This window comes from Paracoccus albicereus (assembly GCF_024359525.1).
Lineage (GTDB): Bacteria > Pseudomonadota > Alphaproteobacteria > Rhodobacterales > Rhodobacteraceae > Paracoccus > Paracoccus albicereus.
Window position 1 is genome coordinate 719,391 of the sequence record NZ_JAKZEU010000002.1, and the last position, 24,531, is coordinate 743,921.

Annotated in this window: 30 protein-coding genes; 15 read left to right on the top strand and 15 right to left on the bottom strand. The window is 61.2% G+C overall.

What is annotated here, in order from left to right; genetic code table 11:
* Nucleotides 1-259: 259 nt before the first annotated feature.
* Both MLD63_RS06985 and MLD63_RS06990 read right to left on the bottom strand, forming a co-directional pair.
* Nucleotides 260-1,069 (bottom strand): ImmA/IrrE family metallo-endopeptidase, encoded by an 810-nt coding sequence (locus MLD63_RS06985; RefSeq protein WP_255329147.1) that lies wholly within the window; start codon nucleotides 1,067-1,069, stop codon nucleotides 260-262.
* Nucleotides 1,062-1,400, bottom strand: coding sequence for a helix-turn-helix domain-containing protein (locus tag MLD63_RS06990; protein WP_255329148.1), 339 nt, complete (start codon nucleotides 1,398-1,400; stop codon nucleotides 1,062-1,064). The genes MLD63_RS06985 and MLD63_RS06990 overlap by 8 nt, the downstream gene beginning before the upstream one ends.
* A 153-nt stretch (nucleotides 1,401-1,553) precedes the next feature.
* Here MLD63_RS06990 and MLD63_RS06995 point away from each other — a divergent pair, with 153 nt between their 5' ends.
* The 5 genes from MLD63_RS06995 (at nucleotide 1,554) to MLD63_RS07015 (ending at nucleotide 5,712) form a co-directional block, all read left to right on the top strand.
* Entirely contained in the window at nucleotides 1,554-2,858 is a 1,305-nt protein-coding gene (locus tag MLD63_RS06995; protein ID WP_255329149.1) for a site-specific DNA-methyltransferase, read from the top strand.
* On the top strand, nucleotides 2,855-3,637 hold the full coding sequence (locus MLD63_RS07000) for a DUF5681 domain-containing protein (RefSeq protein ID WP_255329150.1): 783 nt from the start codon (nucleotides 2,855-2,857) through the stop codon (nucleotides 3,635-3,637). Before MLD63_RS06995 ends, MLD63_RS07000 begins: the two co-directional genes overlap by 4 nt.
* A 284-nt stretch (nucleotides 3,638-3,921) precedes the next feature.
* Complete coding sequence (locus tag MLD63_RS07005) at nucleotides 3,922-4,200, top strand: hypothetical protein (RefSeq protein WP_255329151.1); 279 nt, start codon at nucleotides 3,922-3,924, stop codon at nucleotides 4,198-4,200.
* A 960-nt stretch (nucleotides 4,201-5,160) separates the two neighbouring features.
* Nucleotides 5,161-5,316 (top strand): hypothetical protein, encoded by a 156-nt coding sequence (locus MLD63_RS07010; RefSeq protein ID WP_255329152.1) that lies wholly within the window; start codon nucleotides 5,161-5,163, stop codon nucleotides 5,314-5,316.
* A gap of 33 nt (nucleotides 5,317-5,349) precedes the next feature.
* Entirely contained in the window at nucleotides 5,350-5,712 is a 363-nt protein-coding gene (locus MLD63_RS07015; RefSeq protein WP_255329153.1) for a hypothetical protein, read from the top strand.
* 226 nt (nucleotides 5,713-5,938) lie between these two features.
* Here the strand turns inward: MLD63_RS07015 and MLD63_RS07020 are convergent, their stop codons facing one another.
* The 3 genes from MLD63_RS07020 to MLD63_RS07030 form a co-directional block, all read right to left on the bottom strand.
* A complete protein-coding gene (locus tag MLD63_RS07020) occupies nucleotides 5,939-7,399 on the bottom strand; it encodes a UbiA family prenyltransferase (RefSeq protein ID WP_255329154.1) in 1,461 nt (486 codons plus the stop codon).
* A gap of 4 nt (nucleotides 7,400-7,403) precedes the next feature.
* Entirely contained in the window at nucleotides 7,404-8,618 is a 1,215-nt protein-coding gene (locus MLD63_RS07025; RefSeq protein WP_255329155.1) for a glycosyltransferase family 87 protein, read from the bottom strand.
* Between the two features lie 148 nt (nucleotides 8,619-8,766).
* Complete coding sequence (locus MLD63_RS07030) at nucleotides 8,767-8,955, bottom strand: ATP-binding protein (protein ID WP_255329156.1); 189 nt, start codon at nucleotides 8,953-8,955, stop codon at nucleotides 8,767-8,769.
* A 35-nt stretch (nucleotides 8,956-8,990) separates the two neighbouring features.
* Between MLD63_RS07030 and MLD63_RS07035 the strand changes: the two genes are divergently transcribed.
* On the top strand, nucleotides 8,991-10,304 hold the full coding sequence (locus MLD63_RS07035) for an HWE histidine kinase domain-containing protein (protein ID WP_255329157.1): 1,314 nt from the start codon (nucleotides 8,991-8,993) through the stop codon (nucleotides 10,302-10,304).
* A 546-nt stretch (nucleotides 10,305-10,850) separates the two neighbouring features.
* Here the strand turns inward: MLD63_RS07035 and MLD63_RS07040 are convergent.
* The 5 genes from MLD63_RS07040 to MLD63_RS07060 all read right to left on the bottom strand — a co-directional run bounded on the left by MLD63_RS07040 (nucleotide 10,851) and on the right by MLD63_RS07060 (nucleotide 13,755).
* Entirely contained in the window at nucleotides 10,851-11,198 is a 348-nt protein-coding gene (locus tag MLD63_RS07040) for an MliC family protein (protein WP_255329158.1), read from the bottom strand.
* A 225-nt stretch (nucleotides 11,199-11,423) separates the two neighbouring features.
* Nucleotides 11,424-12,107, bottom strand: coding sequence for a UPF0149 family protein (locus MLD63_RS07045; RefSeq protein ID WP_255329159.1), 684 nt, complete (start codon nucleotides 12,105-12,107; stop codon nucleotides 11,424-11,426).
* 193 nt (nucleotides 12,108-12,300) lie between these two features.
* Complete coding sequence (locus tag MLD63_RS07050) at nucleotides 12,301-12,933, bottom strand: tyrosine-type recombinase/integrase (RefSeq protein WP_255329530.1); 633 nt, start codon at nucleotides 12,931-12,933, stop codon at nucleotides 12,301-12,303.
* Between the two features lie 292 nt (nucleotides 12,934-13,225).
* Entirely contained in the window at nucleotides 13,226-13,414 is a 189-nt protein-coding gene (locus MLD63_RS07055) for a multicopper oxidase domain-containing protein (protein ID WP_035746442.1), read from the bottom strand.
* Nucleotides 13,411-13,755 (bottom strand): ArsR/SmtB family transcription factor, encoded by a 345-nt coding sequence (locus MLD63_RS07060; protein ID WP_036708219.1) that lies wholly within the window; start codon nucleotides 13,753-13,755, stop codon nucleotides 13,411-13,413. Before MLD63_RS07060 ends, MLD63_RS07055 begins: the two co-directional genes overlap by 4 nt.
* A gap of 56 nt (nucleotides 13,756-13,811) precedes the next feature.
* Here MLD63_RS07060 and MLD63_RS07065 point away from each other — a divergent pair, with 56 nt between their 5' ends.
* Nucleotides 13,812-14,666 (top strand): cation efflux transmembrane domain-containing protein, encoded by an 855-nt coding sequence (locus MLD63_RS07065; protein WP_036708216.1) that lies wholly within the window; start codon nucleotides 13,812-13,814, stop codon nucleotides 14,664-14,666.
* Nucleotides 14,663-15,163: a signal peptidase II gene (lspA, locus tag MLD63_RS07070; protein ID WP_009807499.1), complete on the top strand. Its 501-nt coding sequence runs from the start codon at nucleotides 14,663-14,665 to the stop codon at nucleotides 15,161-15,163. Before MLD63_RS07065 ends, lspA begins: the two co-directional genes overlap by 4 nt.
* A gap of 424 nt (nucleotides 15,164-15,587) precedes the next feature.
* Here the strand turns inward: lspA and MLD63_RS07075 are convergent, their stop codons facing one another.
* The 4 genes from MLD63_RS07075 to MLD63_RS07090 form a co-directional block, all read right to left on the bottom strand.
* On the bottom strand, nucleotides 15,588-16,016 hold the full coding sequence (locus MLD63_RS07075) for a class I SAM-dependent methyltransferase (protein WP_366281583.1): 429 nt from the start codon (nucleotides 16,014-16,016) through the stop codon (nucleotides 15,588-15,590).
* Between the two features lie 4 nt (nucleotides 16,017-16,020).
* The gene (locus tag MLD63_RS07080; RefSeq protein WP_369796074.1) at nucleotides 16,021-16,722 is read right to left on the bottom strand and encodes a cytochrome c biogenesis CcdA family protein; all 702 of its coding nucleotides are present in this window, start codon (nucleotides 16,720-16,722) and stop codon (nucleotides 16,021-16,023) included.
* A gap of 115 nt (nucleotides 16,723-16,837) precedes the next feature.
* Complete coding sequence (locus MLD63_RS07085; protein ID WP_255329160.1) at nucleotides 16,838-17,359, bottom strand: TlpA family protein disulfide reductase; 522 nt, start codon at nucleotides 17,357-17,359, stop codon at nucleotides 16,838-16,840.
* Nucleotides 17,356-17,934, bottom strand: coding sequence for a DsbE family thiol:disulfide interchange protein (locus MLD63_RS07090; RefSeq protein ID WP_236737094.1), 579 nt, complete (start codon nucleotides 17,932-17,934; stop codon nucleotides 17,356-17,358). The genes MLD63_RS07085 and MLD63_RS07090 overlap by 4 nt, the downstream gene beginning before the upstream one ends.
* A gap of 196 nt (nucleotides 17,935-18,130) precedes the next feature.
* Here MLD63_RS07090 and MLD63_RS07095 point away from each other — a divergent pair, with 196 nt between their 5' ends.
* The 5 genes from MLD63_RS07095 (at nucleotide 18,131) to MLD63_RS07115 (ending at nucleotide 22,737) form a co-directional block, all read left to right on the top strand.
* Nucleotides 18,131-18,838 (top strand): IS6 family transposase, encoded by a 708-nt coding sequence (locus MLD63_RS07095; RefSeq protein ID WP_255329161.1) that lies wholly within the window; start codon nucleotides 18,131-18,133, stop codon nucleotides 18,836-18,838.
* A 59-nt stretch (nucleotides 18,839-18,897) separates the two neighbouring features.
* Nucleotides 18,898-19,320 (top strand): sigma-70 family RNA polymerase sigma factor, encoded by a 423-nt coding sequence (locus tag MLD63_RS07100; RefSeq protein WP_255329162.1) that lies wholly within the window; start codon nucleotides 18,898-18,900, stop codon nucleotides 19,318-19,320.
* A complete protein-coding gene (locus MLD63_RS07105; RefSeq protein WP_255329163.1) occupies nucleotides 19,317-20,045 on the top strand; it encodes an anti-sigma factor in 729 nt (242 codons plus the stop codon). The genes MLD63_RS07100 and MLD63_RS07105 overlap by 4 nt, the downstream gene beginning before the upstream one ends.
* Before the next feature lie 225 nt (nucleotides 20,046-20,270).
* Nucleotides 20,271-21,629: a PRC-barrel domain-containing protein gene (locus tag MLD63_RS07110; RefSeq protein ID WP_255329164.1), complete on the top strand. Its 1,359-nt coding sequence runs from the start codon at nucleotides 20,271-20,273 to the stop codon at nucleotides 21,627-21,629.
* 496 nt (nucleotides 21,630-22,125) lie between these two features.
* Nucleotides 22,126-22,737 (top strand): hypothetical protein, encoded by a 612-nt coding sequence (locus MLD63_RS07115; protein WP_255329165.1) that lies wholly within the window; start codon nucleotides 22,126-22,128, stop codon nucleotides 22,735-22,737.
* A gap of 44 nt (nucleotides 22,738-22,781) precedes the next feature.
* On the opposite strand, the gene MLD63_RS07120 is transcribed toward MLD63_RS07115, so the two are convergent.
* A complete protein-coding gene (locus tag MLD63_RS07120) occupies nucleotides 22,782-23,054 on the bottom strand; it encodes a metal-sensitive transcriptional regulator (RefSeq protein WP_255329166.1) in 273 nt (90 codons plus the stop codon).
* A 107-nt stretch (nucleotides 23,055-23,161) separates the two neighbouring features.
* Between MLD63_RS07120 and MLD63_RS07125 the strand changes: the two genes are divergently transcribed.
* On the top strand, nucleotides 23,162-23,665 hold the full coding sequence (locus tag MLD63_RS07125) for a DUF305 domain-containing protein (protein ID WP_255329167.1): 504 nt from the start codon (nucleotides 23,162-23,164) through the stop codon (nucleotides 23,663-23,665).
* Nucleotides 23,666-23,680: 15 nt separating this feature from the next.
* Complete coding sequence (locus tag MLD63_RS07130) at nucleotides 23,681-24,481, top strand: MauE/DoxX family redox-associated membrane protein (RefSeq protein ID WP_255329168.1); 801 nt, start codon at nucleotides 23,681-23,683, stop codon at nucleotides 24,479-24,481.
* The last annotated feature ends 50 nt before the right edge of the window (nucleotides 24,482-24,531 follow it).

The following is a 24,531-nucleotide window of genomic DNA, read 5'->3' on the forward strand; positions in this document are numbered from 1 at the left end:
CACGAAGTCCAGTGAGAAGCTACGATGATGACGCGGGATAGACCGATCGGCGAGAGGCGCCGGACACCAACATTCCCGGGCCTCATAAGAGCCTTGCGGCCCTACAATATGTACAAAAAGACACGCTGACTGACCGATCAATCAAAGCGATAAGGGGGGCGACCGGGCGGTTTGCAAATGTGGACGAGTTTTATAGTCCCGTCCGGTTCCGCGACCTCGATGAACGGCATACTGCTGTGACGGTCCGCCGATCCTCAGATCAGGTCCTGTGCCACAGAAGCACAGTCGTGTAGCCATCCCGGCCGGTATGAACCTGCTGAAAAATACCCCCCGGGTGCCGATCGCACCAGCGTCCCGGAGGAGCCTCGATCCAACCGGACCCAGACGATACACCGGCAACGTCTTCTGCGTCATCCATGAGCGGCAGCGGCGAACCCTTCACCCCGTGGAGCCAGGGGAAGGCCGGATGGCGCGGAGCGAAGCGGATCCTGCCGTTGTGCGCGAAGATGACCGCCAGGGGCTCGGAATGGAGATCGACCATCCTTCGAAGCAAGGCTTCGCGGCTGACGACCAGATCCTGCGCGAGCCTGTGCGCGACTCTCAGATCTGGATCCTCTTCAAGCACCGGAGACAGCCGCTTACGGGGCGCGAGCACCTCGATTGCGAAACGATTGGCCTCCCTCTCCTGCAGCGCGTGACGGTCGCCTCCACGATCAAGGGCCATGTCGCCGGCCGTGCAGGCGAAGCCTTCGGTGGTTTCCAGCCCGTGGTGCTCGAGCAGGAAGTGTCCGAGCTCATGGGCGATCGTGAACCGGATTCGGCCCTCGTGGCCATGGCAATCGTTGGCAAGGATCGACCCGACCGTCCGGACTTTGTCGGTCAGCAGGATACCTTCGGTGCGCCTGAGCGGCGCGCGCTTCACCTCAAGGATATCAAGAGCGAGGGCAATCGCGTTGATCGGGGTGGCGGCGCCTGGCGTGGCATCAGACAGGGCAAGCACGGCCTCTGCCAATTGCGCAGGATCGGCGATGTCGGCGAGGTCGATCCGGAGCGACGGCGTCCTAGCCATTCGCGCGGAGACGCGCCGTTCGTGCCTGCAGCGAGACGATCATATCCTCAACCAGCTTGAGATCCTCGTCCTCCAGATCTCTCAGATCCCGGTGAAGACGCCCGATGCGTTGCTCCTCAGGACCGGGCAGGCCCTGCTCGCCTGCGAGCGCGTCCGTCGTCACGCCAAAATGCGCCGCGATCTTGCGCACGAGATCAAAGGACGGATTGTTGGACCGCCCCTTCTCCAGTTCCCAGATATGCGCCTTGGAGACACCGACGCCGTCAGCGACCTGCTGAAGCGACTCGCCAGCCTGCCTGCGCAACGCGAACAACCTCTCCCCGATCTCCATCCCGCTCTCCCAGACCGTTCGTTTGACCGCCAGTCAGACGGATCTGACGGGACCGTACCAGCAGGTCTTGAGAACGTCCAGCGTAAGACTTATCTTACAAACGACGGAAGTTACGACTGCCGCAGATTGCAACGAATACGGGACAGAGCTGCCATGCCTATTCAAATCGAACATCTCCACCCGGGTGGCTTGACGCCCTGGGCGCGCAACGCACGCACCCACTCGAAAAAGCAGATCCGCCAGATCGCTGACAGCATCAAGACCTTCGGCTTCACCAACCCCATCCTCATCGACGCCGAGAACCGGATCCTCGCGGGCCACGGACGTGTCACGGCGGCGATCAGCCTGGGGATGGCGACGGTCCCCTGCATCCGCCTTGAACACATGACGCCCGAGCAGCGCCGGGCCTATGTCATCGCCGATAACAAGCTGGCGCTGAACGCCGGCTGGGACGATACGATCCTGGCCGAGGAGCTCGAGGGTCTGCTGGCCAGCGATCTCGACTTCGACATCGGGGTGATCGGCTTCGAGGTTGCCGAGGTGGATCGGCTGATCGACGGGCTGGCACCGGAGGAGGATGGCGATCCCGCCGATGACGCGGTGCCGGACAAGGTCCCGGCCCGGGTCAGGCCGGGTGACCTCTGGCAGCTTGGCTCCCATCGGCTGATCTGCGGCGACAGTCTCGATCCCGAAACCGTCCGGCACCTCATGGGAGGCGAGAGCGCGCGGATGGTCTTCACCGATCCGCCTTACAACGTTCCGATCGACGGCCATGTCTGCGGCTCGGGCAGCATCACGCATCGCGAGTTCGCCATGGCCTCGGGCGAGATGAGCCAGCCCGAGTTCACCGCCTTCCTGACCCGGGCGCTGCAGAACCACGCCGATCATGCACTCGACGGCTCGATCCACTTCGTGTGCATGGACTGGCGCCACATGCGCGAACTGATGGAGGCCGGCGAAGCGGTCTACGACGCGCTGAAGAACCTGATCGTCTGGGTGAAGGACAATGGTGGGATGGGCACGTTCTACCGCTCGCGCCACGAGTTGATCTTCGCTTTCAAGAAGGGCGACGCCCCGCATGTGAACAGCTTCGAGCTGGGCCAGAACGGCCGCTACCGGACCAACGTCTGGCAATACCGCGGCGTGAACAGCCGCGGCGCCGGTCGGATGGAGGAGCTCGCGATGCATCCGACCGTCAAGCCGGTGCAGATGATCGCCGATGCGATCCGCGATTGCTCCGGACGCGGCGAGATCGTCCTCGATCTCTTCGGCGGATCCGGCTCGACCCTGATCGCGGCCGAAAAGACCGGCCGCCGCGCGAGGGTCTGCGAGATCGATCCGGAATATTGTGACTGTCATCTCGCGCGGTGGGAGACGCTGACCCACGACGAGGCGGTCCAGCTCGCCTGCGGATGGCAGCCGCCCGAGGCGGAACAGCAGATCGAGGCGGCAGAATGAGCAAGGATCGTCGCAAGACCCTGGGCGCCCTGCCGCCGCGCGAGACCGGCTACGAGGTCGGTTACGCCAAGCCGCCGGAGGCCACCCGCTTCAGGAAAGGCCAGTCCGGCAATCCGCGCGGTCGCCCGAAAGGGTCGAAGAACAACCGCCCTGCCCTGCACGAGGAGCGCCTGAAGGGGATCATCCTCGACGAAGCCTATCGCGGCATCGAGATCCGCGAGGGCGATCGCAGCCTGACGGTGCCGATGGCCAAGGCGGTGATGCGGGCCATCGCCCACAACGCGGTGAAGGGCAAGCACTTCTCGCAGCGGCTCTTTGCTCAGCTGGTGGGCGAGGTCGAGAGCGCGAACTTCATGCTCAACAAGGAGTGGTTCGCCAGCGCGGTGGGCTACAAGGATGAATGGGAACACGAACTGGCCCGCCGTAAGCGCCACGGGATCACCGATCTGCCCGATCCGATTCCTCACCCAGATCACGTGCTTCTCGACATGACGACCGGCACCGCGCGCATCGCGGGGCCGGCCACGAAGGAAGAGAAGGCGCTCTACGAACGCTGGGCCGAGATCTGGGTCGAGTACCAGACCGACATTCCGATGATGGAGGGCTGGCTGAAAAGCCGACGCGGCGCCAAGCTCGATGAGCTACGCAACACGATCACCGTCCTGCGCAAGACACAGGCGATCCTGGACAAGGTCCTGCCGCCTGACATGAAGAACGCGGCCCTGGCGCGGGAGCAGGAGGAAGAGGAAGCCGAACGCGAAGGCAGGGAGAGTGGTTGATGGCGAGTTTGGGCGGGGAGCTGCCTGATGCATGTGCAGCGTAGCGTCCGCAGCAATCCGCAATAGCGGCCATTCGCGACTCGCCCGGGCGACGACGCGATGCGCAATGGCGAACTCAGAAAATCCTAATCATGCTATTCCGATCGGCCCTGCTGATTGCGCTGTAGAGTTCAATGATCCACGGCGAGCGTTTTCCGCCCTGATAAACGATCGCCAGTTCCTTTCGAGGCCGTGTCACGCCGACATAGCCGATCATAATCCGCACCGGATCCGGTAATCTGCAGATGTGGTTTAGTTACGCAGGCGAGGGCCGACACATTCGGGAGGTTCCGCTGGGGCTGATCGACATTCTGGGTGCGGATCAGGTGCTGGCACCGCCATCACGTCGCAAGCAGGGCTATGAGCTTATCCGCGGGACGCTGACCGATCTGGATCGGCTACCGGCTATCAAAGACCTAGTCCGCTTCCTCGATGACGCCGGGACTCTGATGACTGCGAACCGGGAACAGGCGCCAACGCCGAGGACTCAGCAGGGCGCGCGAGGCGCGGGGCTATTGGCATAAGCGCGGACGCAGTTCGCAGGCTGCGACACGATGACCGAGTTGATCGAGGTCTGCCGGGAGTGGGCCAACGAGTATCTTGACCGCCGGGTCGGCCATGCCTTCACAGACGACGAAATCGCTCGGACCTGTGCCAGTGTCTGAGACTGGTCGGAGCAGCGCCAAGCTGAGGGCTATCTGTTCGTCGGCAACGGCAGATCACTGCAAGACTCTTCGACGCTCAAGAAAGGATCGCTGCCAAAGGTCCGGACGCACGGTTCCTTTATTGTCGCCTTCGGCGGGTCAGCTTTCGTGACCGGCTTTTCACGGTTCCTAATCCCATGATGAACGACTTGCCCGGCGGCGGGATGTCACTCGCTCGTTTCCGGAAGGCTCGCCAAGCACTGGTCGAAACCGGTGACCTGATCGAGTGGTTCGCTGACACCAGCCATCACGGGCCAGCGCTATATGAGTGGGGCACGCCATGAACTCCGTATCACGTAACGCGAAAAAATTCTCCGTCTGCAGGTTTTTTATAATTTCCGGCCTATTTATTGTTCCGACCAGGTGGTGATGGTGGTGGTAGCTGGGAGCCTCTCAGAAAGGACAGGGAGGAAGGGGGGGGTAATCTACTAAGTAAGGTGACGGAATCCCGTCACCTTTGGGGAAAACCCGGAACACAGCGACCTCAAGCGATCAGGCTTGGCGCTGCAAATCAACAACCGGGAATCAGCATGAGGGTTATGGGATGACTGAGGTTGAGCTCCGAAAGAACAAGCGCGAGGTGATCCGCGTGGGCCTAGTCGAGTTCAAAGGCTACAAGCTGTTGAACCTGCGGATTTAGTATCAAGGCGACGATAGCGCGATGCTGCCGGGCAAGTCGAGACTAGCGGTCAGAGCCGAGCAGCTTCCGCAACTCGCTGCCGCGCTGAAGGAGGTCCTAGGAACGCCGGAATATCGTGAGGCGCTGGCGGGTGCCGGGACATGGAGGATGATTTTACAGCCAACCGTAAAACTGGCAGAGCACGCGGCTACATCGTCGGTTACAGCCCGCAAGCCAAGTCGCTCGCGCTTCTGGACCAAGCGCAAGCCGTGCTTGATGAGTTTCCTGAAAATGCACTTCAGCCAAAGGAGTGTTAAGGAAAAACCAGAATCATTTCGAGGTTAGAAAACATGAACCATTGGGTTTTGATCTTCATTGCGGCAGGGTCGAATGTCGCTCTGAATCTTTTCCTCAAGAAGGGTGGTCAAGAGCTAGATACGAGCGGCCCCAGGGCACTGGTCCTGTCGATTCTGAGTTCGGGATGGATTTGGCTTGCGGTGATCAGCGGGGGGCTTTTGCTGACAGCCTTCGTCACAGCAATACGCAGCTATTCGCTGAGCCTGACCTATACGGCGATCACCGCCATCGCGATGGTTACCTTGACCATTATCGACAGCCTTTTTCTGCAGGAAACGGTGAACGGGGTACATATTGCAGGGCTGACCCTGATCGTGCTGGGGCTGATTGTGACCAGTATGGCGACCTCCACCTGAGCGGTAGGGCGGCCGGATTGGCTTTCATCCGGCCGGGTGATGACCGTGACCGCATGCCGAGCGTCCGGCAATGGGGACGAAGCAGGCATCGCCCACGATCACATCCACGCTGCCCCGTCAGCCGCCCCGCTGCCGAAGATAGCACCGAATACGTGGGCCGGTCTCTCTGGCTGAGATCAACCGGCACGTCCCAAGGACTGATATTCTGTTCCCATCGACCTGATGGCTATGCCGCGGCAAGGGCGAAGATGATCAATGTCAGGCCGCCGCAGATCAACCCCATCCGATCGCGAAACGTGAACACGATCGGATCGTCCGTCATGTATCCGCGCCGCGTGAGAAGCTGCATCCGGCCTAGCCACAGGAACAACAACGGGCAGATTATCAGAAGGAGGTCAGGCTGGGAGAAATGCGACTGGACCTTCGGGTCTTGGGAATAGAGCGCAAAGACCAGCACGGCTGCCTGAGCCGCCCCAACCGACATCGCCTGCAGGATCGGCAGGTCGCCCGGCAGCATGTTTCGCCCCAAGGTGGTGGCTACGCCACGGCTGACCATATCTTCCAGTTCGGCCTGACGCTTGATCGTAGCCAATGAAAAGAACAGGAACATTGAAAACACCAGCAGCCAGGGCGACAGGGTGATGCTGGTGGCCATGCTGCCCGCCACGATGCGCAGCGTGTACAATGTCGCCAAGGCGATGACATCGATCATCATCTTGCGCTTGAGCCAGAAGGAATAGGCCGACGTCGCCGCCAGATAGATGAGCAGGACAGCCAGGAACGACGATGGCAGAAACAGCGCCAGCCCGATCGACAGAATCAGCAGCCCGGCCGCCATCAGCAGGCCTTGTCGCGCGCTGACAATCCCCGATGCAAAGGGGCGGTTGCGTTTGCGGGGATGCAACCTGTCCGAAGGCAGGTCCACCAGGTCGTTGAAGATGTAAATCGCCGATGCCGCCAGCGAAAAGCACAGCATCGCCAACAGGGCGGCGGGCAGACCAGACAGCTGCTGCGATGCCAGAACCGGCAGCAGGATCAGAATGTTCTTGACCCATTGATGCGGCCGGCAGGCGCGGATCAACGAACGCCAAGTCGGCCCCCTATCCTTGCCTGCTGCCTGCAGCGTGATCCCCTCGGCCTCGGCAGCCTTACGGGTGGCAGCGGTCACGCGGACCCCATGCGCCTGCCGCGCCGCCTTCCATACAGGGATGTCGACGCTGCTGTCGCCGAGATAGTCGAACCCACCGCGTCCATATTCCGCAACCAGGAAATCCGCCTTTCCTTGACCACCAAGATTGATAGTCTGTCCCGGCGCACCTGTTCCCACGGCCTGGTCGAAGCAGCCCAAATGATCGGCCACTGCCTGCACCTGCCTGTGGTCCGAAGCCGAGATTAGGGCCGTCCGGACCCCTTCGGCCCGCGCTTGGGTGACTATTTCCAGGATGCTGTCGTCATAGGGCAGCCGCGCGGGGTCCAGTACATGCTGGTCAGCGATCCTTGCCTTGAAGGCGGCCTTGCCGCCCCGCAGCCACAGCGGCAGCGCCAGGATCAGGCCGGGTCGCCGCGCGATCAGCCCAAAAATCCCCTCGTGCAGCGTGTCAGTGCGGCACAGCGTTCCGTCCAGATCGACGATTAGCGGCACCTGGGTCGCGGCGTTTGGCGCCACCGATCCTGCAAGATCCTGCATCAGCTCAGCTCATCGCGCGGGCAGGTCGAGCGGTCGGGCGCCGCACGGTCCGGCCGACGACCAGATAGGTTGCCAGGATGCCCATAAGCGCGATCTCGCGGGACCGCGCCATCTGACTCAGATCCAGCTTTTCCCATAAGCGCTGCGGGAAGAAAATGATGCAGGCCATCACGCAGATCAGCAGCAGAAGGCCCGACCTTCCGCGCGACGCGATCAGCAGCGGAAAGGTCAGGACGGCGACCGGCGCAAGGTCGTAATCATGCGCATAAAGCAACAGGAAGGACAGGATCAGGATGGCGTTGATCAACCATATCTGCTCGTATTGGTGCCGCACCCAAAAGAGCGCGATCACCCCCAGGATCGCCAGCGGCATCATCGACGGCACCATTATCCCTGCCGAAGCCAACAGGCTGCGCAGCCCGAACACATGCTTGAAGCTGATCAGGTTGAAAGTCCCACCCTGATAGTCCGACAGTGCCCGCGGCCAATCCAGCCAGGATCCGTCCAGCCCCGTCGTCACCAGCGGCCAGGCCGACATCAGCAGTGTCGCTGCACCCGCCACCACCAGCAAGAGCCAGCGCCGGTCCAGAAGGAACCAGAGCCCTACGACGAAGGCCAGTTGCGGCTTGAATGCAGCCAAGCCCAGAAGCACCCCCGCCAAGACATCCATCCGACGGTCCGCGACCAGCCAGGCCGCATAGAGGAACGCGGCCGAGATCAGAGTCGTCTGCCCCAACCAGACCACATGCGCGGTGAAAGGATTGCCGATCACCACGGCGGCGGTGATCACCGCCATTACGCGCAACCGTCCGGGATGGACGTCGCGGGTCTGTGCCGCACCTGCGGCGACGAAGGCGCACAACACGCCGATCGCGATCAGGTTCATCACCCCGATCAGGATCTTGGCCATGCCCACCGATCCCGACGACAGAGCAAGCGCCAGAAGGGCCGAATTGGGCGGATAGGCATAACTGACCGAATCGATGTTCACGATCGACTTCATGTCCTCGCGGAACATGTCGAACACATAGGGAGAGCTGCCGGCCTCCCACATCTCGCCGGCGACGAACAGGTAGAGCATATCGCTAGCGAAGTTGCCGTCGCCACGCCCGACGCCGCCAAAGCCGAACATCGCCAGAGCAAGTGCGCCGAGAATCAGAAAAGCGGCCGACAGGATATAGATCCCTGTTTTACTTGAAATAGCACCACGGAAACTCATGAAAAATCCAATGCAAAAGGTATGTTCTATCTTTTAGCTGATTAGGTCTCAAGAGCCAAAATCTGAGATGCTGGTCTTGCCCCAGTTCACCCTACACTCGGACGATTGCGCTTTTGAGCAGCAATGAAATCGCGAGGCAAACGAATCTTTAGCCCTGAGTGCTAGTGGCATCAAGCCAGAACAGACGACCAACCCCTTTACCGCCGCGGGTGCGCTTAAAATCGGTATCGATGGCCTGAAATGCCTCGTAGCGGTCCGCATCGAGACCGATGCCGTTATCAGCGATTTCAACACGGACTTCCGCGGGTTCGTCAGGTTTTTCATGTCGATGCGGCATCCGGTCTTTGGATCAGAAACGCCGACACGCTGGCCATGGAATATGTCAGTCCGGCAGTCTCCACGATTTATGGCATCGAGCCGGAAGCCTTTCTTGGCGACATGCAGCGGTGGGCCGCGCTCATCGTGCCGGAAGATCGCGATGTCGCACTGAAGCACATGGAGCGGGCGCTTCACGGTGAGCCTGCCGTTCATGAGTTCCGCATCCAACGCCACAGCGACCAGGCCTTCCGCTGGATCCACAATACCGATTTCCCGCTCCTAGGCCATGACGGTGCTGTCGAGCGCATCGGCGGCATCGCCGAGCACGTTATCGAAGCCAATCTCGCCGTGGAGCACCAGGGGGTGTTGCTGGCCGAGTTGCAGCACCGCGTGCGCAATATCCTGGCGATGATTCAATCATTGGCGTTGCGAACCGCCGATGGCGCTGTGGACGTCGAGGACTATCGCTCGCTGCTGGAAGGCTGGCTGCTTGCCTTGACCGGGGTGCAGGTTCTGCTGACCCGCGAGGCGAATACGGGCGGCTTGCTACGCGACATCTTCGCAAGCGAGGTCAGCGCCCAGGCGCATGGAGGCGACCAGTTCGAACTCGACGGCCCCGACATCCGTCTCTCGCCCAAGGCGGTGGAGGTTCTGACCCTGGCTTTCCATGAGCTTGCGGCCAATGCCCTGAAACACGGCGCCTTTTCTACGCCCATGGGCCGGCTTCGCGCGTCGTGGGCTCCCTTCGAAAAAGAGGATCGCACATGGCTGGCGCTCGACTGGACGGAGGAAGATATGCCTCGACGCGCGCCGCCGATCCGCCGCGGCTTCGGCAGCGACCTGATTGAAGGCCGCATGCCCTACGAGTTGGGGGGCGCCGGCAAGCTGGTCATCGGACCCGGCGGCGCCCATTGCCATCTGGAGTTTCCCTTGGAGGACGGCGAGAGCATCCTGGAGACCGAAGCACCCGTGCCGACTAGGCTGTTCGGAGGAACCTTCGACATGACCGACGCACCTGATCTAACCGGCCTGCGAGTCCTGGTGGTCGAGGACGACTATTACATGGCCGGGGACACGGCCGCGGCCCTGCGCGGGGCTGGGGCAGACCTGCTGGGCCCGTGCTCGAGCGAGGAGGCCACATTCGAGTTGTTGAAGAGTTCAACCCCCACCCACGCCATCTTGGACCTGAATCTTGGCGGGGGTGGCGCACGCTTCGACATCGCTCATGCTCTGAGGGACCGGGGTGTGCCGTTCATTTTCCTCACGGGATACAGTTCAGAGGTAATCCCTACCGAGTTGGTAGACGTCGTGCGGCTGCAAAAGCCTGTGACGTTCCGAAAGATCGTCGAGGTGATCAGCCGACTCTAACTGTCCTGCAAGCGGGCTGCTCTTCACATTCGTCTTCAGGTCGCCAGCCAAATGTCAGCTTTCTCGTCTGCTGATCAAATGGGGACGGTCAGAAACCTGCTGCAATCACATTGTCCACGCATCGATTTGTGAACGGTAGCTTTGTCCTGCATTGCGGTCGTCCGGGCGGCGAAAATGCTGCGAGATGCAGGAACGTCGGGTTTGGTGAAGCCGCGCCGCAGCGTTGGAGCTCCGGTCGGAGATCGGCTTTGGGCCGTCTCTGCCGGGCGGACCCACTCGCCTGGGCGTCCAGCACGCCGCGCCGCCGCATGACCGCCTCGAGCCCAATTTCAGCTTTCCGCGCTGAACGAAACGCCCCTCCGGGCAAGCCGGGGCGGTTCAAATTGTGAAAAATTTCGTTGAGTGTAAGAGTGAGGGGGAACGGAAGGGCGCCAACTGATGCTAATTGAAACCCGGACATTGTACGTAATGACCGTCCTGGCGTTGATGAGTACGCCGGGACCAAGCCAGTTATTGATGCCCGCCGCGCCACTTTGTCTCCTAGTTTCACTCATTGTTTGAGGTGCATTGCAGCAGGGACTCTTCCTTGATCGTATCGGTCAGCGTGACATTCTCACCCTTTGTCCACCATTCGTACCGCCCAGACACGTAACGGGCGCCTGAGGCGGAGACCACGTTGACGAATACACGATGATCTTCATCCACTGGCACCAGTGCCAGCACGTCGGATTCTGAAGTGAAATAGTGCACGACGAACGGTTGCCCTTCGTCGCATTCGTATTCTATCGTGCGTATCGCCATGTCTTCGGTATCAAAGCCGAGCGAAAACGAGACGTCCGCCGGCGCGGCCGAAGCTAATGCGACAGTTATCGCAATACTTGACACAAAGCGCATAAAATATCCTTCCTGTTTGTCAGAGACGGCCTTAGTAACAGCCGTTGTCCACGATCCTACTCCGACTGTATGGCTCCTACGAACGGCAGAAAAGTCCGCGCTGCCGACCTTCATCCTCCGATGATGCTGCGCGATGGACGAATGGCCGGTCTAGTGAAGCTGCACCGCGGCGATCGGCAAGGGACTGAACGGCAGGTCAGGGCCGTGAGAGACTTGGGCGATCGGTCAGTTCCGACCGCAACATTGCTTGTATTTGCGGCCCGCCCCACAGGAGCATGGGTCGTTCCGCCCGGGCCGGGGACCGGCGTTGAACGGCATCTCGGAACGATTTGCGGGCTCCATGCGGGAAAGCTCGGGACGAGACTGATAGAGTATCGTCGCAACGCAGTTCGGAATCAGATTGGGTGCTTCAAGGTCGATTTCGTCGATCTCCTCATCCGTGAACTTGCTGTGGCCAGTGTATATTTCCTGAAGCGCCATCAAGAAGATCATCGTCGTCCGCGTCTCTTCGTCGGCCTGAGCGAGCAGTCGATCCCAAGCATCCGGTCTTAGCCCCATAGCGCGAGTGAAGCCATCGATCCAAGGCTCCCACATCACCTCATCACTGTTGGGGTCAATCTCGTAGATGGGTTCGATCCAAGGTGAGCGGGTCATCGCCTCCGCAACCGAGTTGTAGTGAGCCATGACCGCACCGACCGTGGCTTCGGCGGTTTTCTGATCGGGAAAATTTGCCTCACCTGTCTCTCCCCAGACATGGGACATCCATTCCGAGGGCGGGATCATATCCGGGCAGGCAAGAACACCGACTACGTAGCCATCAAGTTCACTGAGCGTCATGGGCATGTTCTCGATGGGCAGCGCATGCAACAGGGCGCTGAGACGCTCGAGTTCCTGATCGGACTGGTCCATAAATACCTCTCGGTGTTGCTCGGAATTTTTTACTCTGCGCGACGCCAACCCGCAATCCGCGCGAAGCCTGCTTCAAGCTCGACAGGAAGATTGCTGCAGGCACCCCGAATGTCCGCAGTGGTGAAGCCGCGACGTAGCATCAGATCGTCGCGCCAACGTCTGCAAAGTGCCGTCAGTGATGACGGCCCATGCCTTAGATCTCGATGGATTCAGAGATCATAAGCGCATCTTCTAGTTCAACGCCAAGGTATCTGACGGTGCTGTCCATTTTGCTATGGCCCAACAGCAGCTGGACTGCCCGAAGGTTGCTCGTTTTCTTGTAGATCTGGGTCACCTTCGTTCGCCTCATCGAATGCGTTCCGTAGGCGCTGGCCTCCAGACCGATGGACGTCACCCAGTCACGCACAATGCGTGCATATTGACGGGTCGAAATGTGAAGCCGTTCATGAAAACGTCCGGGCCAGAGGTATTCTGACCCGACCATCAACGGCTCCCGCATCCATCTTGCCAGCGATGAACGGGTACCTTCGGAGATTTCGAAACGCACAGGCTTCTGCGTCTTGCTCTGCAGAACCGACGCGCGTTCCTTGATTTGGCCTGATGCCATGACATCGGCCACCTTCATTCTCACCAAATCGCATCCACCTAGCTTGCTATCAATGGCAAGATTGAACAGCGCCAGATCACGATGATTCTCGGCCAGCTCCAGCCGCACCCTGATTGCCCAGACATGTTTGGGCTTCAGTGGTCTTTTTTGGCCGACGATCCGGCCTTTGTTCCAGGCAGGACGTAACGCGCGGATGGCGGGTAAGTTTCGTGTTTCCATGATGGGTCCTCCATCCACCACGCCCACCCACATCGACAACCCGACGTTGACGAAGGTAGCATACCACAACATTCTGCGTCGCATCCGAGGTCGGCTTCGAGCCCTTTTTGACGAATGCTGCCGAGCGACTGGACGGCCGCTTCGGCGGACCCGCAGCTTAGCGAGGTGTTCTCCGTTCGGGTCTAGACATACTCCGTAATGCGTTTCAACAAGGCGACACCGGCACCTGATAGAACGCCGCAAGAAGACGTAAGCTCTTGACGACGCCCGGTGTCGAGCGGGTGGGGTCCTGTTATGTGACCGTAAACTGCCCCATCATGCCCGCATCCTCGTGTTCGAGGATGTGGCAGTGATACATGAATGGTGTCTCTTCCGAAGCCAGCTTGTCGAACCTCAGCAGGATTCCGGTCGGACCCTGCACACGGACAACATCTTTCCAACCGATCTGCGCCGAGTCGACCGGCCGTCCGTTCTGACTCACGCCTCACGATAATTGTCACACGCCTCAACACCCTTTGCGACCACGTCGAGAAGTGCGTCCACATCGTTCAGAAGGACCGTGATGCGCGGGTTGCTGATACGGTAACGGATGAAGCGCCCTTCGCGGTCGCTGGCGACAAGCCCGCAGTCCAGCAGGCACCTCAGATGGTTGGAGACGTTGGGTTGCGATAGTTCGGTCCGCTCGACGATCTCGTGAACGGCCAATGGCTCGTTGCAAAGTGCACCGAGGATGGCCAGGCGGCTCGGGTCCGCGAAGCCGCGGAACAGCTTCGCCCGTCGCTCGATGGTCGCGCTCTTGCGGTCATCGACGATTTGGGCCATATCACTCCTCGCTGATACGTCGTTCTTCGATTCATCCTAGCAGGAATAGCGCGACCATGGCCAACACCGAAAATGCCGGATCGACGGCAGATGTCCCGCCCGTCCGTTACCGGGTTTCCGGTATGGATTGCGCCAAGGATGCCGCGCAGATCGAGCGGGCGGCACAGGCAGCCGGGGTCGCGCCCGGCGATGTGAAAGTGTCGGCCGCGACGCACATCATGACACTGACTGCACCCGAAGTGCGCCTGCCGGACATCGAAAAGGCAGTCGCGGTGACAGGCTATGGCTTCGACCGGATCGAGGGCGATGAAGACATTCCGCCGAATCCCGCCCATCAGGACCCGGCCTACCGCCGTGCCCTCTGGATCGTCGTGATCCTGAACGTGGGATACGGGGTCCTCGAAATGATCGGCGGTTTCATTTCCGGATCGCAGGCCGTGAAGGCCGATGCGCTCGATTTCATCGGCGACGGCGCGATCACCTTCCTTGGCCTGCTGGCCATCGGCTGGAGCCTCGCCTGGCGGGCACGGTCGGCCTTGATCCAAGGCATCTTCCTCGGCCTGCTCGGCCTTGGCGTCCTCGGCACGACCATCGTGCGAGTCTTCGAACGGACGACGCCGGATGCAGGTCTAATGGGCCTGCTTGGCATGATCGCCCTTGTCGTCAACGTCATCTCCGTTCTGCCGCTGCTGCGGTTCCGCAAGGGCGACGCGAACATGCGGGCCGTCTGGCTATTCTCGCGCAACGACGCCATCGGCAATGCGGCGGTTGTCGTTGCCGCCGGTCTCGTGGCGTGGCTGGGCAGCGCCTGGCCGGACCTCATCGTCGCCTTCGGCATCGCCGGACTGTTCCTGCACTCGTCTTGGGCAATCATCCGCGATGCGCGGGCCGATCTGAAGGCAGCGGCATGAACAGCCGCGTTCTGGGCGGGCTCTGCGCGATCGCGGCGTTCGGCCTCGATCAGGGTACCAAGGCGCTTGCGCTGAACACACCGGCGCTTGAGCGCGGCGTCGAGGTTCTACCCTTTCTCAATCTCGTGCGGGTTCTGAACGATGGAGTCAGCTTCGGTATGCTGGGCGGGATCGTGCCTTGGTGGGGTCTCATCGCGCTTGCTGGCGTGATCGTGGCATGGCTGCTGATCTGGTTGTGGCGCGCGCCGGACAGGCTGACGGCTGCCGCTCTCGGTCTGATCATCGGCGGCGCGCTCGGCAATGTCCTCGACCGGCTGCGTTATCAGGCCGTCCCGGATTTTCTGGATTTCCATTACGGAACATACCACTGGCCGTCCTTCAATCTTGCGGATGTGGCGATTTTCTGCGGTGCGGCCCTGCTGTTCTGGGACAGCTTCCGCTCGGCGCAGAACAAGCCCGAACGTAACCACCGAGAAGAAAACGTTACGGGGAAATAATCGATGTCCAGCATTCCATCCGCAAAGGGCATCGACAGCACGCTTGCCCTGCTGCGCAACCCATATGAGTTCATTCCGGACACATGCCGCGATCTTGAGGGCGACCTGTTCGAGACCCGCATCCTCTTTCAAAAGACGATCTGCATGACTGGTGCCGCAGCTGCGGAGGTCTTCTATTCCGAGGATGGGCTCGTGCGCGCAGGCTCGATGCCGAAGCGTATCCAGAGAACCCTGCTCGGCGAAAAGGGCATCCAGGGGCTCGATGGCGAGGCCCACCGTCATCGGAAGCGGATGTTTATGTCACTCATGGCGTCGGAGCGGATCGAAGCTCTCGAAAACACGACGCGGGACCTGTTGGACCGCTACGCACGGGACTGGCAAGCGGCGGAGAAGGTCGTTCTCTACGACGAAGTGCGCGAAATCCTCACCAGAGCTGCCTGCGCCTGGTCGGGCGTGCCGCTTCCCGAAGCGGAGGTCGAGACGCGGACGGCGCAGATGACGGCGCTCTTCCAAGACGCCGGGGCGGTCGGCTGGAAGCACTGGGGTGCGCGTCTGGCGCGCTGCGATCCTCCAGCGGCAATGCTTCGGCCACGCCCTCGATCATCTCGGCCGCGGGCATCAGGCCATGGGAGGTTTGCGCGGCCCGAGAGAGGAGTTCGGGCGACGGGTCAACACCGATGATCTGACGCACGGCCTCGGGGTAGAGCGCAAGGTTCAGGCCCGAGCCGATCCCGATCTCCAGCACACGTCCATGCAGCCCGGAGGCGGCGCGGCGCCGGTAGGGAAGAAGTTGATCCTGGCCCATCGCCAGATGCGTCAGCCGAGGGAGGATATGTTTCTCGTACAGTCGCATCTGTTCACCCGATCCGCGCAAGGACAGGGAAGGTGTCCAGCAGCCAGTAGGCCAGTGCGCTCAACCGCCCGGTCATCATCGCCAAACCCATCAGGATCATGACGCCGCCCGCAGCCTGATGCAGGCGGCGACCCCAACGACCGATGCCGCGCAGCCTGCCGGCAATACTGTCGGTGAACCCCGCGACGACCAGAAACGGGATCCCAAGGCCGGCCGAGTAGAAGGCAAGCAATGCGACGCCCTCGCCAATCGTCGCGCTTGTCGCGCTGGCGGTTAGGATGGCGCCGAGGATCGGCCCGATGCACGGTGTCCAGCCGAAACCGAAGGCGAGTCCGAGCACGTAGGAGGCGACCGGTTGCCCGCCCGGCAGGTCGAGATGAAAACGCAGGTCGCGCTCCATGGCCGACAGGCGCGCTGCCCCGATCATGAACAGACCGAACAGGATCACGATCGCGCCGCCGACGAGGTTGAGTTCGTAGCGCCACTGCAGCAGCGCCTGACCGAGCGCGGTGGCAGAGGCCCCAAGCGCGATAAATATCGTGGAGAAGCCAAGGACGAAACAGAAGCTGAGCCAGACGGCCCGCCCCTTCGAAGGCGCTGCACTGCCGGTGACCGTACGTCCGGCAACGTAGGATACGTAGCCGGGCACGAGCGGCAGCACGCAGGGCGACAGAAAGGAAACGGCACCGGCCAGCAATGCCGCCATTAGTCCAAGAGCGGAAAGTTCAATCAAATCCACATCTCCAAACTGATCGGTAGACCGCCACCACGTGTGCGCACGGAGCGGAACGGCTGGCGCGGTCGTCGTGCTTTTCCATGTCCTATTGCTTACGTTCGTCAATAAGAGCGCTTATCTGCGCAACGGCTTCGGGGCTGTTCCATTCGGCCGGGCCTGCGAGGCGCCCGCGCTCGCGCCCAATGCGGTCGATCAGAATCGTTGTCGGCAGGCCCACCACGGCCAAGGCCAGCATCGCGCGCGTATCCCCCGCGATATAGAGATCGAGGTTGCGAATGCCGGTCTCTCGGTAGAAGCGGCGCACAGGTTCGAGACCGGCCCGATCGATCGACAGCGGCAGAACATGAAAATCCGATCCGCCGAGGCGCGCTTGCAGCGCGTCGAGCGTCGGCATCTCCTCGCGACAAGGCGGGCACCAGGTCGCCCAAATGTTCAGAAGCACGACACGTCCCTCGAAGTCCGCCAGCGTCAGATTCCGTCCATCTCCATCCACGAAAGGCGACGACAGGAGATCACGCGGAGTCCCGTGATTAGGGATCGGTGGTCGGGCGGAGGCAGGGCTTGCCGCAAGCGCCAAGACTCCGGCAAGGACGTCACGTCGCCTCACGGGTCGCTCTCAGCCTGCAACCGGCGCACGACCGGCAGAATGTCCTCCTCAAGCGAGGCCTGATCAAAGGGGCCGACATGCTTGTATGCAATGCGCCCCTCGGCGTCGATTATGTATGTTTCCGGCACTCCATAGACGCCCCAGTCTATCGCAACGCGGCCTGATCGGTCCGCGCCGATGCGGGTGAAGGGATCGCCGAGCTCTTCGAGGAAACCCAGCGCCTCCTCGGCATTGTCCTTGTAGTTGATACCGTAGATCGGAACGGTGCCCGCTTCGGCAAGATCGACGAGAAGCGGGTTCTCCGTGCGGCAGGGGACGCACCACGACGCCCAGACGTTGACGAGAGAAACCTGGTCTAGCAGGTTCGCCGAGGCTAGGCCGTCCTGCCGCCCTTCGATGGGCGGGAGCGCGAATTCCGGGATTGGTCTTCCGATCAGCGTCGAGGGCAACCGGTCGTCGTTGTTCCAGAGGCCCCAGTAGAAGACTACGCCCAGCAACCCAAACAGAAGAATAGGCAAAATCATGAGCGGCCGTCCGCTCCGGCGCCGCTGTTCTTGGTTATCCTTCGAACTCATAGCCTGCCATCAATGCTTGGAAGGAATAAGGTATCAGCAACCGCTGATATGAAGCAAACCGTCGCCGATCACAATGCCGAACGATGGGGGAGGCTTGGCCGCGGCTTCGCAGACCCGAGCCATACTTACTGTCTAGATGGCTCTGTCAGCTAAATACCCTTGCCCGCGCTGAGCGAGCTCCCTTACCCTACCCCGCATGCCCAGCCTATCTCCCTTCCGCTACTTCAAGACCTCGCCCGAGGTTATTCGCCTGGCGGTCATGCTCTATGTCCGCTTCCCACTCAGCCTGCGAAATGTCGAGGATCTGCTCCACGAGCGCGGCATCGACGTCTGTCACGAAACCGTACGGCAATGGTGGATGCGCTTTGGCCCAGTCTTCGCGGCCGACATCCGGCGCAAGCGCGCATCCCGCCTACGCGCTGGCCGGCAGTGGCGCTGGCACCTGGACGAGGTCTTCGTAAAGGTCCGCGGCAGGCAGCACTACTTGTGGCGCGCTGTCGATCACGAGGGCGAGGTGCTGGAGGCATTCGTCAGCAAGACGCGCGACCGGCGCGCAGCGTTGAAATTCCTGAAGAAGCTGATGAAACGCTATGGCCGACCGGAAGCGATCGTGACCGACCGCCTCCGGTCCTACGGCGCAGCCTTGCGCGAGATGGGCGGCTCGGATCTGCAGCAGACCGCGCGCCACCTCAATAACCGCGCCGAGAACTCGCACCTACCCTTCCGAAGGCGGGAGCGTGCCATGCTGCGGTTCCGACGCATGCGATCATTACAGAAATTTGTCGCCGTCCACGCCTCCGTCTTTAACCACTTCAACCACGACCGCAGCCTCTCGAAACGCCAGCACTTCAAGGTGAACCGCGCCGCCGCTCTCGATGAGTGGCGTCAGTTGGCTGCAGCCTGAGGCTGCGCTGCGCCTCGATCAGTGAGACGAGTTCGCATTAAACTGACAGCACACGCCGTATGCTGGGCCGCATCGACATTGCCGAGGATGCCGTGCAGGAGGCCCTGGTTCTTGTCTGGCGTCGCGCGCACCAATTTGACGGCAGCCGGGGCAGCGCGAAGGGCTGGATCTACACCATCTTGCGCAATCGCTGTCTGACCATGTTGCGAAGCGAGGATCGGGAAGTGCCGACCGAACCGCAGGCAATCGACCGCGCGTCCGAGAGCGCCGCCGTCAATGAGGCTTTTGACCGCCTTCCGACGTCCACCGACCTCCGCGGCTGTCTTGAAGGGCTAGATGATGGAACGCGTCGGGCGATCCTGTCGTCCTACGTCCTCGGTCACAGCCACGGGGAGATCGCCGGCCGATTGGCAGCACCGCTTGGCACGGTGAAGGCTCGTATAAGACGCGGCTTGCTCAAGCTGAGGGAGTGTCTGTCGTGACGGACCGTTCTCTTGATCTGCTGATCGACGAGGTGGTGCTGGGCCTCGCCTCGGACGCCGAGACCGCACGCCTGGAAGATCTGGCGGCGCGCGACCCTGACATCGCCATGCGGCTTGCGAGGGCCCGCGACCGCTTCGCCCCGCTGGATGAAACGGCCGACGACCTGCCGCTGCCTGAACATTTCTGGGAGCGCCTTGAGCCTCGATTGAGCAAGTCCGAGGACAAGTCTCAGGCGCCTGCATCTGACTCGTCGGGAGGCGATGTTATTGACCTTGAAGCAGTGCGCGCACGCTTGAGCCGCTGGCGAAGCGCCGCGATGGGCGGGATTGCCGCCAGTCTTCTTTTGGCCTTTGTACTGGGCTGGACACTATTCTCGACCGTGGACCCCCTGGTCGTCGCGGTGCTGCTGGATGACAGTGGCGAAGCCATCGCACTCGTGGAAAGCGGACCTGACAACACCACACGCGTCACCCTGCTCGAGCGGCCGGATGTGCCAGCCGGGGAAGTGATGCAGGTCTGGACCAAGCCGGAAGATGACGGACCGCCCGTCTCACTCGGCCTGCTCTCCACCGGCCTGTCGGGCATCCTGAGCGTCGAGGGACTGCCCGAGCCGCATCCGTCGCAGCTTTACGAGATCACCTTCGAGCCTGCCGGCGGATCACCGACAAATCTTCCCACGGGACCGATCCTCGGCAAGGGGCTGGCCAAAGCCCCCGTGACCTGAGGTATTACGGCGACCACGTCGGTTGGCCTGCGGGGCTCATGGCGCGCCTTACGCTTCATTGCCCGATGCTGAGACCTTTGTGGCTTTGCGACTTTGCCAACCGTTCAGGGCGCCAATCCTGACAGGCCTGTCTCTGGGGTCACGCGATCTTCGAAGATCAGTGGCTGGAACAAAACAGCCTTCGCTTGGTTAGCGGCCTTCGAAATCGCAAAAGGAGACAGCAGAATGCAGCTGAAGAGAGACGCCAAGATCGCGCTGATGACGACCGCGCTCGGCGCGCTGTTGCCTGCAGCCCCGATGGCGCAGGAAATTCGCATCAACGAAGACGCTCTGGAAGGGACATCGCAGCAGTGCCGGTCGCTTGCCGAACTTGTTGAGACGCGCGAGCAACCGTTCGACGAGCCGAACAGGCAGCGGATCGTGGCGGCGATCAATGATGATGAGCAGTCCGAATGCACGGCGATCGCCGAGCAGCTTCAATCTGGGACCACGGATAGGGCGTCTCAGTCCGAAAGTCAGACGCTGAGCGAAGAGGTCGATCTTTCGGAGCAGGTCGAGATCGAAGGCGACGCGCGGGTCACGGTGCCCGATCCGAACGTTGATGTCGAAGTTCCGGCGCCGAATGTTCGGGTCACGAAAGAGCAGCCGCAGGTCGATATCACGCAGGAACCGGCGCAGATCGAACTGCGTCAGGCGCAACCGCAGATCGAGGTCGAGATCCCGGAAATCGTGGTCCGCGTCGACATTCCCGCGCCCGAACTGTTCGTCCTGCAGGCCGATCCCGATGTTCGGGTGAGCCATTCCGACCCTCAGATCGAGGTCTCGCAGGGCGAGCCCGTGGTTTCTGTCCGCCAGGCCGAACCGCAGTTGAACGTCGATATCGACCTGCAAGACGACGCCGACCCGACCGGCGACAGGCAGACGACTGCAGACAACCGGGAACAGTCGCCTGGTGACGCGCAATCCGTCGAAGGCGATGTCGCGACGGCAGACGCCGAGCCTCAGATCGAAATCGTCGAGGCGGAGGGTCAGCCGCAGTTGCGCTATCAGGCTGGCGAACCTTCGCTGTCCTATGAAGGTGCGGAACCCCGGATCTCGGTCAGGATGGCCGAGCAGCCGACCGTCGAAGTCAGCAACTCTGGTGAGCCCGTCATCACGGTCGAGACACCCGAAGAGCGTGAGCAGCGTCGTCAGTCACGGGCCGACCAGCAGCCCAGCGAGGGCGCGCAGCAGCAGGCCTCTGCCGATCGCGACGGAGCAGGCGCCGCACAAGGGACGCAGGGTGAGGCGATCAGCGTTCGTGACCTGATGACGATGGATGTCGTCACCTCTGGAGGCGAAGAGCTTGGCGAGCCCGACGCCTTTATCGAGCTCGACGGTCAGACATATCTCGTCGCGGCAGACGGCGGTTTTCTGGGCATCGGCGAAAAGCAGGTACCCGTTCCGCTGGCAAGGGTATCGCTGCGTGACGATCAACTGGTCCTGTCCCAAATGACGGAAGAAGAGATCAATGCGGCGGACAACTTCGAGTATGACAGCGACCTCGAGATCTCGCAGGATCAGACAGTCAGCATAGCGCGTTGATGTGCTGATGCAGGAGGGCGCGTGTGGCACGATATAACGATGTCGGCACCGCAGACCTCCTGCGTATCACAGTTCGCCACTAGCGTTGAGTATTGCGGCCTCCGTCGTGTCGATGGTCAACCTGTACGGTTCTCTTCCGTGCAATATGTACAAAAAGACACGCTGACTGACGGATCAATCAACGCGATAAGACACGGGCCGGGCGGTGGGTTATTGTTGTCGAGTTCCAAGTTACCGCCCGGTGCGTTTCTGACTTTTCAGGGTTGCTGAGGCGGCTAGCCGCCGGCGGGCGACGCCCGATCGAAGGGTCCGGATCACCTTGATCAGCCTTTCGATCCTTCCCACATCCGAATTCTTGCGCTGCGCGCAATCCCGCAGGTTCGCGCGTCAGCTTCATCGCACGCGTTTGCGGCATTCATTTTCAGGGTCTTCAGCGCGTCAAGGTTGCGGACGCGCTTGCTTCATTTGACGCGAAAGAATTCGAGGAAAGCCATTTATGTGGAACTGGGTCGGAGAACATACCGACGTCCTTCAGGTCATTGTCGGCGTGGTTACGGCGCTTGTCTGGGTCGTTTATCTGCATATTCTGATCGAGGGGATGCGGCGTCAGCGTCGGTCCGAAATCTTGATAACACTGGGCGGCAAGCGCGATCTCGGCGGGCGAATCCTGATCAGCAACCTGGGGCTCGAGCCGATCTATGTCCTCGACATCCTGTTGCGCATCAGTGGTGATCGGCGTGTCCGGACCGTCTCGATCGCGGAGCGCAGGGACGGACCACCGATCGAGGACGATCCGTCGGATACACACACCCTTCAGACTCCCCTGAAAACGGGGGACTCGACTGACATCGGGGAAATCTACACCCTGCTTCACCGTGCCGATCCACACACCGACCGACCGGCGGACGCGATGAATATCGAAGAGCTGGAACTGACCGTGGTAGCGGTCACGGCCGCAACATCCAGTGTCGTTGCCGCGAAGCGCGGCTTTGCGGTCATGACGCAAGACGGTGACACGGTTCTGCGCCCGAAAGGCCTTTATGCGCGCCAGATCCGGAACCGCTGGGCCAGACGCAGCATCGAGCGCGAGATGGAAAAGAACCTTTAGGCGCGGCGGACGCCTATTCTTCCACCGACCAGCCGGAAATTCACCTAGCCGCGAGCTTTATCCAGCAGATCCAGCAGTTCGGTGAACTTCGCCCGCTGGTCGGCACGGTCGCCCGAGGCCAGAGCATCCTCAATGCAATGCGCAGCGTGATCATCGATCACCAGCTTTTCGACAGCCTTCAGCGCTGCGCGGACTGCCGCGATCTGGGTCAGCACATCCACGCAGTACCGATCTTCTTCGACCATGCGGGCGATTCCGCGAACCTGGCCTTCCAGTCGCTTCAGGCGTCTCAATGCTGCGTCCCGGTTCTCGTGCATGGTATCAATAAGGGGAAGCGGGGCGACGATGTCGAGACCCGTCTGATCCCACCAAGAGCGTAGACCCTTGCGCATACCTAGAGGGGGTATATGTTGGACTTATGGAAATGAAACAGCAGAGTGACAAACACTATCTTCGTTTCGCCGCCATGATCTTCGCCTCGACAATCGTGATGTTCGGCTTGATGTATCTGAACACCTACGCACTCGATCACGTCTATTTTTCGCAGACCCGGATGTGGATGGCGCTTTACATGGGTGCCGCGATGGCCGTCATCATGCTCGCGTTCATGCTGGGGATGTATGGCAATCGAACACTGAACCTTGCGATCTTCACCGGCGCCGCTCTCGCTTTCGCGGGGTCGCTCTACCTCGTCCGGTCTCAGGACACGGTTGGCGACGTGGCGTGGATGAAGGCGATGATCCCGCACCATTCCATCGCCATCATGACATCGGAGCGCGCGAACCTTTCCGATCCTCGCGCACGCGCGCTGGCCGATGCGATCATCGCCGCGCAAGAGGCCGAGATCGCAGAGATGCAGCAATACATCGCCGAGATACAGAGCAGTGGCGATGCCCCCGCCGGCACGCCCCGCGACAAGAAATACTGAAGACCGGAGGAACACATGCCCAAGGATATCCTCGCCGATACACGTGACGTCGCCGACGTCACGACCGATCCTGCATCGGTCGCCTCGGGAAAGACGGCCGTGCTGTACCGCATGGCCCTGCCCGATCATCTCTGCCCCTCGGGTCAGAAGGCGAGCTGGCTTTTGAGGTCGAAGGGCTATGATGTCGACGATCGGGTTTTCCGCACCCGTGCAGAGGTCGATGCCTTCAAGGCAATGTACGGCGTGAAGGCGACGCCTCAGGCCTGGATCGAGGGCGAACGCGTCGGCGGCTACACGGACCTGCGGCAGCGGCTCACGAACTGGGATCCCGATGCGACCACCTACAAGCCGGTGATCTATCTCTTCGCGGTGGCGGCTGCGACGGCGCTGTCCCTGTCCATCGGCTTCCTTGGGGCAATCACGTGGCAGACGCTCGGTTGGTTCATCTCGATTTCCATGATCCTTCTCGGAATGCAGAAGCTTCGCGACATCGACAGTTTCACCACGATGTTTCTCAACTATGACGTCCTTGCCAGGCGTTGGGTGCCCTACGCCTATGTCTATCCGTGGGTCGAGACCGGCGCGGGCGTCCTGATGACGGGGATGCTGCTGACATCATTGGCCGCACCCGCGGCCTTGGTCGTTTCGACGATCGGTGCCTGGAGTGTCTTCAAGGCGGTCTATATCGACAAGCGCGAGTTGAAATGCGCCTGCGTGGGGGGCGGATCGAAGGTCCCGTTGGGCTTCGTCAGCCTGTCGGAAAACCTTGCGATGATGGGAATGTCGATCATGATGTTGTGGTTGCTGCTGACTTGAACGGTTTGAGGCCCTGATTGGCCCCTGGTCTCCGACACTGCTGGCAGCTT

What these genes read in the sequence shown, in the direction of transcription:
- MLD63_RS06985 (WP_255329147.1), bottom strand. Translation starts at nt 1,069, where the DNA reads ATGGCTAGGACGCCGTCGCTCCGGATCGACCTCGCCGACATCGCCGAT.
- MLD63_RS06990 (WP_255329148.1), bottom strand. Translation starts at nt 1,400, where the DNA reads ATGGAGATCGGGGAGAGGTTGTTCGCGTTGCGCAGGCAGGCTGGCGAG.
- MLD63_RS06995 (WP_255329149.1), top strand. Translation starts at nt 1,554, where the DNA reads ATGCCTATTCAAATCGAACATCTCCACCCGGGTGGCTTGACGCCCTGG.
- MLD63_RS07000 (WP_255329150.1), top strand. Translation starts at nt 2,855, where the DNA reads ATGAGCAAGGATCGTCGCAAGACCCTGGGCGCCCTGCCGCCGCGCGAG.
- MLD63_RS07005 (WP_255329151.1), top strand. Translation starts at nt 3,922, where the DNA reads ATGTGGTTTAGTTACGCAGGCGAGGGCCGACACATTCGGGAGGTTCCG.
- MLD63_RS07010 (WP_255329152.1), top strand. Translation starts at nt 5,161, where the DNA reads ATGGAGGATGATTTTACAGCCAACCGTAAAACTGGCAGAGCACGCGGC.
- MLD63_RS07015 (WP_255329153.1), top strand. Translation starts at nt 5,350, where the DNA reads ATGAACCATTGGGTTTTGATCTTCATTGCGGCAGGGTCGAATGTCGCT.
- MLD63_RS07020 (WP_255329154.1), bottom strand. Translation starts at nt 7,399, where the DNA reads ATGCAGGATCTTGCAGGATCGGTGGCGCCAAACGCCGCGACCCAGGTG.
- MLD63_RS07025 (WP_255329155.1), bottom strand. Translation starts at nt 8,618, where the DNA reads ATGAGTTTCCGTGGTGCTATTTCAAGTAAAACAGGGATCTATATCCTG.
- MLD63_RS07030 (WP_255329156.1), bottom strand. Translation starts at nt 8,955, where the DNA reads ATGCCGCATCGACATGAAAAACCTGACGAACCCGCGGAAGTCCGTGTT.
- MLD63_RS07035 (WP_255329157.1), top strand. Translation starts at nt 8,991, where the DNA reads ATGGAATATGTCAGTCCGGCAGTCTCCACGATTTATGGCATCGAGCCG.
- MLD63_RS07040 (WP_255329158.1), bottom strand. Translation starts at nt 11,198, where the DNA reads ATGCGCTTTGTGTCAAGTATTGCGATAACTGTCGCATTAGCTTCGGCC.
- MLD63_RS07045 (WP_255329159.1), bottom strand. Translation starts at nt 12,107, where the DNA reads ATGGACCAGTCCGATCAGGAACTCGAGCGTCTCAGCGCCCTGTTGCAT.
- MLD63_RS07050 (WP_255329530.1), bottom strand. Translation starts at nt 12,933, where the DNA reads ATGGAAACACGAAACTTACCCGCCATCCGCGCGTTACGTCCTGCCTGG.
- MLD63_RS07060 (WP_036708219.1), bottom strand. Translation starts at nt 13,755, where the DNA reads ATGGCCCAAATCGTCGATGACCGCAAGAGCGCGACCATCGAGCGACGG.
- MLD63_RS07065 (WP_036708216.1), top strand. Translation starts at nt 13,812, where the DNA reads ATGGCCAACACCGAAAATGCCGGATCGACGGCAGATGTCCCGCCCGTC.
- lspA (WP_009807499.1), top strand. Translation starts at nt 14,663, where the DNA reads ATGAACAGCCGCGTTCTGGGCGGGCTCTGCGCGATCGCGGCGTTCGGC.
- MLD63_RS07075 (WP_366281583.1), bottom strand. Translation starts at nt 16,016, where the DNA reads ATGCGACTGTACGAGAAACATATCCTCCCTCGGCTGACGCATCTGGCG.
- MLD63_RS07080 (WP_369796074.1), bottom strand. Translation starts at nt 16,722, where the DNA reads ATGGCGGCATTGCTGGCCGGTGCCGTTTCCTTTCTGTCGCCCTGCGTG.
- MLD63_RS07090 (WP_236737094.1), bottom strand. Translation starts at nt 17,934, where the DNA reads ATGAGTTCGAAGGATAACCAAGAACAGCGGCGCCGGAGCGGACGGCCG.
- MLD63_RS07095 (WP_255329161.1), top strand. Translation starts at nt 18,131, where the DNA reads ATGCCCAGCCTATCTCCCTTCCGCTACTTCAAGACCTCGCCCGAGGTT.
- MLD63_RS07100 (WP_255329162.1), top strand. Translation starts at nt 18,898, where the DNA reads ATGCTGGGCCGCATCGACATTGCCGAGGATGCCGTGCAGGAGGCCCTG.
- MLD63_RS07110 (WP_255329164.1), top strand. Translation starts at nt 20,271, where the DNA reads ATGCAGCTGAAGAGAGACGCCAAGATCGCGCTGATGACGACCGCGCTC.
- MLD63_RS07115 (WP_255329165.1), top strand. Translation starts at nt 22,126, where the DNA reads ATGTGGAACTGGGTCGGAGAACATACCGACGTCCTTCAGGTCATTGTC.
- MLD63_RS07120 (WP_255329166.1), bottom strand. Translation starts at nt 23,054, where the DNA reads ATGCACGAGAACCGGGACGCAGCATTGAGACGCCTGAAGCGACTGGAA.
- MLD63_RS07125 (WP_255329167.1), top strand. Translation starts at nt 23,162, where the DNA reads ATGAAACAGCAGAGTGACAAACACTATCTTCGTTTCGCCGCCATGATC.
- MLD63_RS07130 (WP_255329168.1), top strand. Translation starts at nt 23,681, where the DNA reads ATGCCCAAGGATATCCTCGCCGATACACGTGACGTCGCCGACGTCACG.